The organism is Alteromonas confluentis (assembly GCF_001757105.1).
GTDB classification, from domain to species: domain Bacteria; phylum Pseudomonadota; class Gammaproteobacteria; order Enterobacterales; family Alteromonadaceae; genus Alteromonas; species Alteromonas confluentis.
The window spans coordinates 70,314-82,770 of the sequence record NZ_MDHN01000009.1; the positions used below are offsets into that span (position 1 = coordinate 70,314).

Sequence of the window (12,457 nt, forward strand, 5' to 3'; positions counted from 1 at the left end):
TTTGGAAAGCTGAGCAGGCCCGCTCAGGTCGACTGAATCCGCTAGTGTAGCGCGAATATCTGGCCTAACAGGCTAGCAAGCCGTATCATAGCAGCCTTATTCATTACCCAGAGTTCATCATGACAGATAAACATGCAGATTCAGCCGATTTTATGGCACAGGTTAAGGAAACGCAGGAAGTATGGGCGTTGCAGGACAAGAGCAGCGAAGGCTGGGTAATTGTCGACTCAGTAAACTACGAAAACACTGACGTGATGCCGCTGTGGTCAAACGCTGAACTGGCCCGTGAACACTGCACGGACGAATGGCAGGACTACGTACCTAAGGCCATTTCGGTTTCAGACTGGCTGGAGTTCTGGATGGAAGATCTGGCAGAAGACAATGTAGTTATCGGTGTGGAATGGCGCGATGGTGGCGAGTACCTGGAAGTGGAACTTGCCGAGTTCAGTCAGATGGTGGCTGAGATAGAAAAGTTATAAACGATGTATTAAACGCAGCTTCGGCTGCGTTTTTTCATTTTAGTCGTTCAGTGGGTCATGAAGTTCAGCTTGCGCTCAAACGCGCAGATGGCCAGAAGCGCATCTAGAAAAGGGACATTTATGCGAACTATCAGCGTTTTATTGTCGATATTTTTGAGCCTGCAGACTTGGGCTGTTGAATCCCACTCGGCGGAAATGAATAATATTGCGGATATGAAAAAGCGCAGCGAGATCATCGATGAGATCCTGGCTCAGCGCTTTGAGCAGATTTTGCCGGGCATAATGCGACGCTCGGGCATCGACATGTGGGTGATCATGTCGAGGGAATATAACGAAGATCCCGTGCTTAAAACCATGTTGCCATCTACCTGGATGTCTGCTCGCAGGCACACAATGTTGGTTATCTATGATGCAGGGCAGGGTAAGCCGCTCGAAATGCTGGCTGTAGCTCGATATGCCGTAGGGAACGAGTTTAAAAAAGCTTGGGATAAAGAAAAGCAGCCTGATCAGTGGGCCGCGTTATCAGACATTATTGAAAAGCGTCAGCCAAAGAAAATAGGCATTAATACTTCCAACGCATTTGCGCTGGCAGATGGCATGTCGTCTACCGAAAAACAAAAGCTGACCCAGGCTTTGTCACCAGAGTATCGTTCACGCCTGGTGTCGGCGGAGAAACTGGCCATTGGCTGGCTGGAAACCCGCAGTGCCCTTGAAATGCAAATTTACCCGCAGTTGGCGGCTATTGGTCATCAACTCATTGCAACGGCGTTTTCAAACGAAGTCGTATCTCCGGGAAAAACCACCTCTGACGACCTTGTGTGGTGGTTTCGCGATCAAAGTACTAAACTGGGTGTGAGTAATTGGTTCCATCCTTCAGTGTCTATTCAGCGGGCTGACAATGCCGAGTTTGACCAGATTAAAACCTTTAGTGAAGATGGTAGTGAGTCTGTGATTCAGCCTGGCGACCTGCTCCATGTGGATTTCGGTATTACTTATCTACGCCTCAATACCGATCAGCAGCAACATGCCTATGTGCTGAAGCCTGGTGAAACAAAAGCCCCAGAGAGACTACAAAAAGCCCTCGCCAATGCTAATCGTTTGCAAACGCTGCTTATCAACAACTTTAAGCTGGGTCACTCAGGCAATGAAATTCTGAAACGCACCCGGCAGCAGGCAATCAGTGAGGGCATCAAACCTTCGGTATATACACATCCTCTTGGCTTTCATGGGCATGCAGCGGGCCCAACGATAGGAATGTGGGATGCGCAAGAAGGTTTGCCGGTAGTGGGAGATTATCCGCTATATCCCAACACGGCATTTTCGATTGAGTTAAATGCAGCTACCTTCGTACCTGAGTGGAATAAAGAAATTAGAATAATGCTGGAAGAAGACGCCTTTTTCGACGGTGATAAAGTTGAATATATCGACGGCAGACAAACCGATTTTCATTTAATTCGTTCGGAATAAAATAAGATTAGCTTTCTACGTGGAGCACTGCAGGCACTAAGGGCATGCAGTGCCGCGCCCTTTGCGATTCCCGAAAACAACATTCAAAGCTTGGAACTTTCAAACCAGCCGTTAGTGATAGCCAATCGAGCTCTTAAAATCTTCATCTAATTCTTTGGCGAATTCCTTTGCGTGCATGGCGACCAACTCTAACTGCAACTCCTCCTGAGAGTCAGGAATATAATGGGGTACATGGGTTGGCTCGCCGTTAACGTCAACGGCCATAAATGTAATGAAGCAGCGGTTAGTTATCGTTGCAATGCCATCCTGTGGGTTGCATGACGAAACCGTGACGTAGATATGCATGCTTGAGTTGCCCGTATGCACAATGCTGGCTTTTACAGTTACCACCTGACCCACTAAAATCGGGTTAATAAACCGTATGCCGTTAGCAGAAACTGTTACGCAGTATTGACTACTCCATTGGGCAGCGCACGCGTAGCCAGCTTGATCAATCCATTTCATCACCATTCCTCCGTGAACTTTCCCTCCAAAATTCACATCGGTTGGTTCAGCAAGAAACCGAAAGGTCAATTGAGAAGATGGCATAACACACCTCAAGTAATCGCAACTTACTATGTATCTATAGTACAAATAATCACCGTGCGTGTGGTTTTGCTGATAATTTAAACTAATTGATGAGGTGAGTTGAGGTAGTGCTAGGCTAGGTTTTTGCTTTCTTGTGCTAGTTGGATTTTACGTTTATTCTTCTTCGGCGTACTCGCAAAATAAGTAAACTAATGCCGTGATTAAAAAATAAAATCAAAGGCTTACAACAGGGATTAGCATGTTTAAGAAAATTGGAATTATTGTTTTTGTATTATTGTCTTTTAACCTCGCAGGCTGCGCGGGGTTGGGAAATATGAAAGAGGTGGCGTTTCAGAACAAGCCGGAAGAAGATAAAGCAACGGTAAATTTTGTTCGTCGTTCGGTCTTCATGGGCGATGGCGCGAAAAGTGAAGTGTGGGACGGTGAAAGCTTTGTCGGTACCTTAGGTGCTGGTGAGTTACTTCAATATCAAGTCGAGCCTGGCGAGCACCTTTTCATGGTGGAGCTACAGAATATGTGGGCAGTCGCTCAGGGAAATATTGAAGCGGGCAAAACCTATTATCTCAAATTGAATCTGACAGGCTGGAGTATTATTCTGGGGGCTGCTGATGCATTGGATGACAGAATTGCTGAGTGGAAGACCATGACCACTATTGCAAAAGACGAGTCGAAGCCTAAGCCTGTACCCGAAAAATACATTGTCGAGGCAAGAAAGGTGATTAAACGGGTTGAAGATGGTAACGCGAATGTTACCCGTATAACCGAAGAGCACGCACTATAATAAGTGTGTGCCTAAGCGCGTTTAGCCTGTCGCAAGGCTGGCTGAACGTGCTTCAACAAGCCTCCCACCACTCATTGCAACATTCAAATTTCTTTGCATGTGGCAGATAATAGCTCCCGAACCCATCGATGGGCCTCGCTGTCATGAGAGCGTTCATGCCAAGCCACTATTTTTGTAAATCCGGGCACTTCAAATGGCAATTTTACGGTTGTGAGATCGTGCATATTTTTCATGATTCTTTTGGGTACCACGGCACAGAGATCGCTGTTTTTTAAAATACTGGCCAAAGAAAGGAAGCTAGGTACCGACAGCACTACGCGGCGCTGCCTTCCCAGTGAACGAAGAACAGTATCTGTAGTGCCTTCAAATGCGCCACCTACGTAAGACACAATGGCATGCTCTACATTGCAAAACTGATCGAGGGTTAAACTCTTATTTTCCAGTAGAGGGTGTTCATTTCTGAGCACGCAGACATATGTTTCGTTAAATAATGTTCTGGAGTGCAGTTCATCGGGGGCTGCTTCCGGGGTTGTAAGCGCAAAATCAATGGTTCCGCGTTCCATCTGTTCGAAAAGCTCGTGCTCGTTGATCCAGCGAACCGCGACTTTCATTTTCGGTGCTTGTTGACGTAAAGCCTGTAAAAAAGGCTCAACAATAGCGTTTAAGGAATAGTCTGTAGCCGCAATGGAGAGGGTTAGTTCAGCCTCGTGAGGGATGAAAACGGTGGGCTCTAAAACAGCATCCAGCTCCCTTAGTAACTTTTTTATTGGCCCTGAAAGCGCTTGAGCGCGAATAGTAGGAACGATGCCATGTTGACTACGTATGAATAACTGGTCGTTCAGGCTGTGCCTTAACCGTGTCAGCATACCACTTACCGCCGGTTGGCTAACAGATAGCTTCTCTGCAGCTCTTGATACGTTTTTTTCATCCATCAAAGTATCGAAAACCCGCAGCAGGTTCAGATCAAGATTCTTAATATTGGCCATAGTCAGTGCGTAGTTTAGAAAAAGTTATGCTAAATATAGTGCAAAAAGGCCAGTCTCAATAATGTCGAGAGCGGCCCGTTATTTAGGTAGTTTATTTAGCTTTACGAGCGGCTTCAACAAGTCCATCCAGCCATTCCTGGTGACCATTAATCATTGGATTCGGCTTTGTTGTCGCTAACGCTTTAGCAGGTATACCGTTTTGGGTTTCCTGAGTCAAAATGCGTACACGATTTCCAGAGAGATCTTCTATCAACCACGCGTGGTGCACATCTAAACGGCTGTCACCTTCACCCGACCAGCCATGCCAGGCAAGACGTGCAGACTGCCCCTTGACTGGAGCAACATGCTCCAAGCACTCCGATTCAACCGGAAAACCAAAAGTCTCAAAATAAAAGCGTACGTTCCTTTCCAACATAGGGCCCTTCTCGTCATAAAAACGAGGATTAGCTGAATTCTCATAATATGTTGGCCATAGCGAAGGAGTGTTAAGCAATGGCCAGATATCAGCGGCTGAAAGGCCTTCAACAATGACTTCGTTTGAACAGTAGTTGTCAGTAAATCCGGGGACATAGCCATCTGGCCAGATAATATCGCTCATTATGAATACCTTTTTGTATTGTTAAACAGGTTGTTTCTCAGTGAGTGATATCATCCTGGTAAGCCAGTTATAGCGCCAATCGTAAAATGCTATGAAATCTATAATGAATTCTTATATCAGAGGGCGAAAGAATGTACCTGAAGGCGGGGATTTTGAAAGGAAAGTGTCTATTTTAATTGCTACCAATAGATAGCCTGGAATTCAAAACAGACACTGTGCACGTGAGGCAGGCCATCAACGCTGACATTTGCCCAATATTAGGCACGTTTCCACGGGGTCGACACTGCTTGTTTGGAACATCAGCAATCTATAATTTGTTTTGCTGAATTTGCTTATGCGCATAGTCCACGGCTCGCGCGGTTAATGCCATGTAGGTGATACTTGGGTTTTGTGTACCTGAACTGGTCATGCAAGCACCGTCGGTTACAAATACATTTGAAACATCATGCATTTGATTCCATTTGTTTAACACGCTGGTCTTTGGGTCCCGTCCCATTCGCGCAGTACCCATTTCATGAATACATGCGCCCGGAGCAGTTAAACTATTGTAACTCGTAATATCCACACACCCGGCGGCTTCCAGCATTTCAATCGCGCATTTTACCCCATGCTCACGCAATTTCATTTCGTTATCACGTAATCTGGCATCAAAGGTAACCATGGGCAAACCATGTTTATCACGCTGGTTAAAGTTCAGATACATGCGGTTCTCATGATAAGGCAACATTTCGCCAAAACAGGTCATGCCAATACGATACGGTCCGGGTTTAAAGACTTCAGCTTTTAATTCTTCGCCAACTAAACCGTGCGGATTATTCTGCACGCGCATAGCGCCACCCTGATAACCAAAACCACGAATATATTCTTTCTGTTTGCTTTGCTCATCAATATTAGTAAATCGAGGAATATAAAAACCTGTAGGCTTGCGCCCTTGGTAATAATCATCTTCATGACCCGGTAGTATGCCGGATGCACCCATACCATAGTGATGATCCATTAAGTTGTGACCCAGCTCTCCACTTGAATTTCCCAGACCATTAGGGAAAGTTTCCGAACGACTATTAAGCAAAATAGCGGTTGTGGCTACCGTACTGGCATTGCAGAAAATGACGCGTGCATTGAACACAATAACTTCACCACTTTCAGCATCTTTAACTTTTACCCCACTGGCTTTTTTCGTTTTGGCATCATATACAACTTCCATAACGATACTGTTCGCCCGCACGGTTAGATTGCCGGTTTCGGCGGCGACAGGCAGCGTAGATGATAAACTACTGAAATAGCCACCGAAAGGGCATCCACGCCAACAACGGTTGCGGCTTTGGCATTGTCCTCTGGGGCCTTTATGCACTTCAGGGTTGTATTCGGTCAGATGAGCGACGCGGCCTGGCGTCACAACTCTATCGGGATAGCGTTTTGCTACCGCTTCACGCATCTTTTGCTCAACACAATTAAGTTGGAAAGGTTTTAAAAATACACCATCTGGTATTTGTTTAAGACCTTCAGCCTGACCGGCTACGCCAACAAATGTCTCTACATAGTCATACCAGGGAGCGATATCGGCATAACGGATTGGCCAGTCTACGGCCACACCGTCATTAAGGTTGGCGCTAAAATCAATATCACTCCAGCGATAACATTGTCGCCCCCACATAATGGAACGACCGCCAACATGGTAACCTCTTATCCAGTCAAAACGTTGATCTTCGTTATAGGGATTTTCGTCGTCTTTGTTGATCCAATGCTTATTGTCTTCATTAACCCACCAATTCAGCCTGTCCTGTTTTTGGTAATGTTGTTGTTTTTCTTCGAGAGAGACTTTATTGAGATTAGGTAAATCCCAGGTATCCATATGAGCTGTAGGATACTGTCCATGTTGAACCATGCGCCCGCGTTCAAGTACCAGTGTCTTGTAACCTTTATTGCATAATTCCATGGCTGCAAATCCACCACTGATGCCAGAACCAATGACAATCGCATCAAAGTTTTTATTATTTTTCATTTTCATATTGCCCATGCCTTACCGCCTAATGTGGCTAACGACACACACGGCTTGTATTCACCAGGAACTGGCAAATAGTTTAAATAGTGTTCCGCAATCTGTTCCGAGAGCAGGTAATAAGCCACTGTTTGCTGCTTGATATCTGTATATGCCCAGAAAGTATCACCTTGCTTCTCACCTAGCTCTAACTGACGTAAAACATTACCTCTCTGGTCTGGTTTTAGTCGTGAGAAGTTATTTGATTCAAGGAATTGGCGCAGAGCTTTGTATTGCACATTAAACTTTTGTTGATACTCAGGTTCGAAAACAACGGCAAACATGTGATCCATCATCGTGTTAGCCCCGACATCTGACGCCGACGGGCTATCAGTTTCAGGTAGGATCGTATCCATTATTTGTGTTAGCAGCTGAAAATCATCAGCGGAAAAGAACGTCGGGTTGGGGGAGGCAGAAGCGTTATCTGAAAGTCTACTTAAATCAGAGAGCATCGTTGCTGTTACTGGAGCACATAATGCTGTGCCTGTGAGCATTGCTGCATATTTTAGAATTTGTCTTCTATCCATAGCGGTTACCTTGTCGATCTGCTGTTTCAATAAACAGTTCTGTTACAAAATCATAACAAAGCTACCACAATTTTTTCAGACTGGAACGCTTAACGATAAATCGTAATAAGGTTACGGAAAATAGAAACATTTTGTCTTCGGAACGATGAATCTAGGATAGAGCGTTAACGGCTTTTAATTAATAAAAATCCGGTTCGCTCCTGAATATTTGGATTGAATAGCACTAAAACTTGCGTGTGAATATGAGAATGGTACCAGTGGGCGGGCTTGATTGGACCGACACTCGGCCGCCACGCCCTAGGCAACGGATTCTAAAAAGCCCCTTTGCAAGTGCTTTGCGCGAAGTAATGATTACCTTTATTTCCTTACATCACTCTTGAAGCGTTCAGCGTTTTCACGTTCCTGAGCTTCAATGTCGCCCTTACCAAAAAAAGCCCAGAATGGCTTTGGAATTTCAAGCGCACGTTGTGTAGCGGGCCTCTCGTCAATCCTATCGAACCAAGCTTGTAAGTAAGGCAAACCGTCAACGCTGACATTCGCCCAATAATAGGCACGTGCCCACGTGTAGGTAGCCATATCGGCGATGGTGTACTCGTTGTTTACCAGGAATTCTTTCTCTTTCAGATGTGTATTTAAGACCTCCAACAGTCGGCGGCTTTCGTCAACGTAACGTTTAATAGCGAATGGATCTTCATTGCCGTTTTTAGCCGCAATACGTTGGAAATACATAGCCTGGCCCATCATGGGTCCAACACCACCCATTTGGAACATCAGCCACTGTAGTGTTCTTGATTTCTCATTCGGATCGGATGGAAGAAATTTCCCGTACTTTTCTGCCAGGTACCAGAGAATCGCCCCTGATTCGAAAACAACAAAGTCGTTGTTGGAGCGATCTACAATGGTAGGGATGCGGCCATTTGGATTGAGCTTCACGTAGTCCGGCGCTTTTTGCTCGTTCTTTGAAAAATCGATATGTGTTAAATCGTATTCAACACCCGCTTCTTCAAGAAAAACAACTGGTTTCCAGCCATTCATGGTAGAGGCTGTGTATAGATGAATATCTTTTTGTGAATTCATAGTTGTATTTCCCTTCGCAGATCAGTAAATACCATTGCAAACCTCTCCTATTTTTCTTCAACAATGATGGCGATAGCCGTCTGTTTACCCAGATTTGTCACTCTGTGGGTCCAGGCCTCATGCCACATAACATGGCCGTCAGGAACGTCAGCAACAACCGACTCGCCGCCGAGCGTTTCAATTTTTAGCTTACTGCCTTTTTCAAAATAGACTGTTTCGTTGTTGTGACTGTGAAATGCATCGCTCTCACCAGGCTTTAACACCATTTTCAAAACCAGAGCACGGTCGTTTTCAAGCAGCATTTCATACATTTTCGGTGAAGCAATGTGTCCTGGCTCATGCAGCTCGTGAGCGTAAGTGTTGGCAGACGCTGCCAATAATAAGCAAAGTCCGGATTTCCAAACGTGACGTAAAAAAGACATAAAAACTCCTCAGGCGCTTTTCAAAGAAGCGGCTTTAGAACTGGTTAAAAGTGTTTGTTGATGTGGGCTTCGAAGCGTTTAAAGTCGTTCTCGACGTCTGCGTTTTTCATCACGTCGAAGCTGGCAAAGGTTTCCATTGGTGTCATGCCAAAAAACTTGAAGTTCATATGCATCGGGAACATTAAATCGTCAACAGATTTGCCGTCGAAAAACTCTTCAATGTCATTGAATGACTCTTCCGGTGCATTGAAGGTCAAGGACATCATGTACTTCACTTCAGAAAGCGTGCCGCCAGTACCGTAGTTTTTCTTAGGTGCTTCTGCTACTCGTCCGTCGCCTGCACACATAGCGCCGCCCATACCTGCGGTATAAACTTCGTCCATGTATTTTTTAAATGACCATGGCACACCCATCCAGTTAATAGGCGATTGAAGAATGACAAAATCTGCCCACTGATGATGTGCTAGCTGCTCATCCACATCGTATTCTTCTGCCATCGTCACTACGCGTGTTTGATAGCCTTTGTCTTCAAGCAGGGTGATAGCTTTATCAACAAGGGTGGCATTCAGCTTTCCTTCTGAGAATGGGTAATACTGGTGGGCATTAATAATTAAAACATTGCCTGAACTTGTGGTGGTCATTGTAAAAACTCCTGATATCGCTGGTATACGGGCTAAAGAAAGCAAGTGCGTTTTCTCACTTAACTAGATGTGGTATATTTTAGTAACCTTTAAACTGTAATCAATTAGTATACTTTTAGTAACCTTATTTAAATGAGTGGGGAGTTCGTGAAAAGCTCAATAAAAACAGACAGTAAAGGGCGTAAAAAAGTTTTCAACGCTTGCATGGAACCCTGCGCTATCGAAAAGGGCATGCGATTAATAGGCGGAAAATGGAAAGGTTCGATTATTTATCACCTGAAAGATGAACCTGTCAGATTTAACGATCTTGCACGTATGCTCGGTGGCGCAAGTAAAAAGATGGTTGATCAACGCCTCAAAGAGCTCGAAGACGAAGGCATGGTGTTACGGAAGGTGATAAGCGACAGGCCTGTTGCTGTTACGTATGAGCTGACCGAGTTTGGGCGAACAGCTTTGCACATCTTGGATGAACTCCGAGTGTGGTCTGAAACCTATGATGTGCAGATAAACACTAAATAGTTCGGATTGGCTAGCCTTCCTTGCCTTAACTGGATCATCAATAATGGAATCAAAAATATTATCAAATTTAAGCTTCATGAGTTACACCTCATTCAAACCTAGGCAGTGATTTTTTTGTGTTACTCTCGGCCAAAAGCGGACATACGTAAAGCCAAGGAAAGTTCATTGTAACTCAACAAAAATAATTACGATCTGCTACCTACACTTCAGTCGGCAAACCAGAATCAAGATATGCTTTTCGAATCTAATATTAACTTGGCTTTACTATTTTGAGCTTGAATAATTTCCGGAAGATTGATTTCAATCCAATCGGCAAGAGATACCACTTTTTCACCAATTGCATTACCTAGCGGCGTCAGAGAGTACTCAACGTGAGGCGGCACCACTGAATACGCAATTCTATCGACAAAGCCATCGCTCTCAAGAGACTGAAGAGTTTGAGCCAACATTTTTTCACTGATTCCATTTATCTTTCTACGCAACTCGCTGAAACGATGCTTGCCGCCACGTAAAGCAATTAAACACAGCACTCCCCATCGACTAGTAACATGATTCATTACCAACCTGGAAGGACATTGCTCAGCAAAGACATTACCGCGCTGAAACGACGCGGATAGGGTGTCTCTGACTTTTTCATCACTCAATAAATTGTCAGTCATGCATACTTACCTTTTTGTGCGTACTTACTAAAAGTTAGTTGTGCGATTATTATGCACGTCTTCAGCCTAGGAAGAAACTGCTTACCTTGGGCTTTACACTACAAGTGACGTACCTAAACTCATTTATGAGGAAATCACCAATGAAAAAATATAACCGCTTTATGTCCTCAGCACTGCTGGTGATGTCGGTGATAGCTATGGGCGCTCCAGCGATTTCAGCTGACGCGAAAGAGCTTAAAGTCTCCAATCAAAGCTGTGAACGCAATTGCCTGCTGGATCAAGCAAAACAATTTAACGAAAGCATTCTTGCAAAAACAACAAAGAAACTTCCTTTGGCTGTCGACGTACAAATCCGTGAAAACACCAAAGCCATAGCACTAACAGATAGTAAATGGATGAATATAAGACGAATTCTTTCTGTGGGCACATTTACTGATCCTATTAAAGGTAATGTTATTGAACACGTTGCAGCTGAAACATTGGATGGAAAATCAGTTTATGTAGGAACTCGTTTAAAAATTGTTAATGGGAAAATAACGGAAGTAGAAATTAATTTTGATGATTCACCGAAAGTGAAACTCAAAAATATTGTCCCCTACGATCCGCTTTTTAATACGCTTGTAGCACCAGAAGATAGATCTACGCGTGAACAGTTAGAGCAAATTATTACGAGATATTTTCAAGGGCTGACTGACCATAAGCCGGTTGAAGCTGATTATGATCCTCGTTGTGATCGTTTCCACAGTGGCGAAAGAGTTACCCATAATGCGCGGAACGGTATAGAAGAGAGCGGTGAAGTGGGATGCTACGAAAGCAATTTAGGACAAAAACCTTGGGGGCCTGCATCAGAAATTCGTATTGCGTTAATCGATGCCGATCGTGGAATCGTAATTGCGTATTCGATTCTTCACTACTCAAATACCACCAAGAAAATGCAAATCAATGAAGTGTTTAAAATTATCGGTGGGAAAATTCGTATGATCGACAATATAGGATTAATGCAGGATGAAATCTTAACGTCAGGATTTACAAATTAATTAATGTTGAATGTTTAAGACTCAATGCCGTTACCACGGCATTGAGTCTATTTGCCTAAGGATGCAAAGAGCGGCCTGACTCATACGCTGGTGACCACCGCCGCCAATGAGCATGACCTGAATCAGTTGAAAAACCTGTTGCATGGCGACGAGGAGTTCATCTCTGGCGATGCTGGTTATCGAGGTGCAGAAAAACGCGAAGAGCTGAAAGACACTAACGTGGAATGGCTGATAGCAGAGCGTCCCGGCAAAGTTCGGGCGCTGAAGAAGCATCCCCGCAAGAATAAAACCGCCATCAACATCGAATATTTAAAAGCCAGCATTCGGGCGAAAGTAGAACACCCGTTTCGGATCATCAAATGTCAGTTTGGTTTTATAAAAGCACGCTATAAAGGGCTGATGGAAAATGACTCACAGTTAGCCATGCTATTCACCTTGGCGAACCTGTTTAAAGTAGACCAGATGTTACGAAGACAGCCAAGATCTGTCTGAAATCCGGAAATGGCCCGGAAGTAGGTCGAAATCCGGCCTAAAACGGCAGTATATTGGCCTAAACTGCAAAATTAGAGTTTAAAAATTAGGCAGCTGATGCTGCGGCTTAACTCAGCGTTAAACTGCGGGACTTATTCGCAGTTTCC

General features: G+C 44.5%; 14 protein-coding genes and 1 pseudogene. 6 read left to right on the forward strand and 9 right to left on the reverse strand.

Annotated features, from left to right (window positions below):
- Window positions 1–119: 119 nt before the first annotated feature.
- Both BFC18_RS04450 and BFC18_RS04455 read left to right on the forward strand, forming a co-directional pair.
- The gene (locus BFC18_RS04450) at window positions 120–479 is read left to right on the forward strand and encodes a DUF2750 domain-containing protein (RefSeq protein ID WP_070123992.1); all 360 of its coding nucleotides are present in this window, start codon (window positions 120–122) and stop codon (window positions 477–479) included.
- A 120-nt stretch (window positions 480–599) separates the two neighbouring features.
- Window positions 600–1,946, forward strand: coding sequence for a M24 family metallopeptidase (locus tag BFC18_RS04455; protein WP_070123993.1), 1,347 nt, complete (start codon window positions 600–602; stop codon window positions 1,944–1,946).
- 111 nt (window positions 1,947–2,057) lie between these two features.
- Here BFC18_RS04455 and BFC18_RS04460 read toward each other — a convergent pair whose 3' ends face one another.
- Complete coding sequence (locus tag BFC18_RS04460) at window positions 2,058–2,534, reverse strand: acyl-CoA thioesterase (RefSeq protein ID WP_070123994.1); 477 nt, start codon at window positions 2,532–2,534, stop codon at window positions 2,058–2,060.
- A gap of 238 nt (window positions 2,535–2,772) precedes the next feature.
- Here BFC18_RS04460 and BFC18_RS04465 point away from each other — a divergent pair, with 238 nt between their 5' ends.
- The gene (locus tag BFC18_RS04465) at window positions 2,773–3,315 is read left to right on the forward strand and encodes a hypothetical protein (protein WP_070123995.1); all 543 of its coding nucleotides are present in this window, start codon (window positions 2,773–2,775) and stop codon (window positions 3,313–3,315) included.
- 83 nt (window positions 3,316–3,398) lie between these two features.
- Here BFC18_RS04465 and BFC18_RS04470 read toward each other — a convergent pair whose 3' ends face one another.
- The 7 genes from BFC18_RS04470 to BFC18_RS04500 all read right to left on the reverse strand — a co-directional run bounded on the left by BFC18_RS04470 (window position 3,399) and on the right by BFC18_RS04500 (window position 9,604).
- Window positions 3,399–4,301, reverse strand: coding sequence for a LysR family transcriptional regulator (locus BFC18_RS04470; protein WP_070123996.1), 903 nt, complete (start codon window positions 4,299–4,301; stop codon window positions 3,399–3,401).
- Between the two features lie 91 nt (window positions 4,302–4,392).
- The gene (locus tag BFC18_RS04475) at window positions 4,393–4,899 is read right to left on the reverse strand and encodes an SRPBCC family protein (protein WP_070123997.1); all 507 of its coding nucleotides are present in this window, start codon (window positions 4,897–4,899) and stop codon (window positions 4,393–4,395) included.
- Between the two features lie 307 nt (window positions 4,900–5,206).
- Window positions 5,207–6,916: a GMC oxidoreductase gene (locus BFC18_RS04480; protein ID WP_070123998.1), complete on the reverse strand. Its 1,710-nt coding sequence runs from the start codon at window positions 6,914–6,916 to the stop codon at window positions 5,207–5,209.
- On the reverse strand, window positions 6,904–7,464 hold the full coding sequence (locus BFC18_RS04485; RefSeq protein WP_139138949.1) for a gluconate 2-dehydrogenase subunit 3 family protein: 561 nt from the start codon (window positions 7,462–7,464) through the stop codon (window positions 6,904–6,906). Before BFC18_RS04485 ends, BFC18_RS04480 begins: the two co-directional genes overlap by 13 nt.
- Window positions 7,465–7,821: 357 nt before the next feature.
- Window positions 7,822–8,541: a glutathione S-transferase family protein gene (locus BFC18_RS04490; RefSeq protein ID WP_070124000.1), complete on the reverse strand. Its 720-nt coding sequence runs from the start codon at window positions 8,539–8,541 to the stop codon at window positions 7,822–7,824.
- A gap of 47 nt (window positions 8,542–8,588) precedes the next feature.
- Window positions 8,589–8,963 (reverse strand): MBL fold metallo-hydrolase, encoded by a 375-nt coding sequence (locus tag BFC18_RS04495; RefSeq protein ID WP_070124001.1) that lies wholly within the window; start codon window positions 8,961–8,963, stop codon window positions 8,589–8,591.
- Between the two features lie 44 nt (window positions 8,964–9,007).
- Entirely contained in the window at window positions 9,008–9,604 is a 597-nt protein-coding gene (locus BFC18_RS04500; RefSeq protein WP_070124002.1) for an NAD(P)H-dependent oxidoreductase, read from the reverse strand.
- Between the two features lie 147 nt (window positions 9,605–9,751).
- Between BFC18_RS04500 and BFC18_RS04505 the strand changes: the two genes are divergently transcribed.
- Window positions 9,752–10,123 carry a winged helix-turn-helix transcriptional regulator gene (locus BFC18_RS04505; protein ID WP_070124015.1) on the forward strand — a complete coding sequence of 124 codons (372 nt, stop codon included), beginning with the start codon at window positions 9,752–9,754 and terminating at the stop codon, window positions 10,121–10,123.
- A 224-nt stretch (window positions 10,124–10,347) separates the two neighbouring features.
- Here the strand turns inward: BFC18_RS04505 and BFC18_RS04510 are convergent, their stop codons facing one another.
- The gene (locus BFC18_RS04510; RefSeq protein ID WP_070124003.1) at window positions 10,348–10,782 is read right to left on the reverse strand and encodes a winged helix-turn-helix transcriptional regulator; all 435 of its coding nucleotides are present in this window, start codon (window positions 10,780–10,782) and stop codon (window positions 10,348–10,350) included.
- Between the two features lie 140 nt (window positions 10,783–10,922).
- Here BFC18_RS04510 and BFC18_RS04515 point away from each other — a divergent pair, with 140 nt between their 5' ends.
- Both BFC18_RS04515 and BFC18_RS04520 read left to right on the forward strand, forming a co-directional pair.
- Window positions 10,923–11,819, forward strand: a complete 897-nt coding sequence (locus tag BFC18_RS04515) for a DUF8021 domain-containing protein (RefSeq protein ID WP_070124004.1) — start codon at window positions 10,923–10,925, stop codon at window positions 11,817–11,819.
- A gap of 60 nt (window positions 11,820–11,879) precedes the next feature.
- Window positions 11,880–12,311: pseudogene (locus BFC18_RS04520) on the forward strand (transposase); the annotation flags it as partial.
- Window positions 12,312–12,457 lie beyond the last annotated feature (146 nt).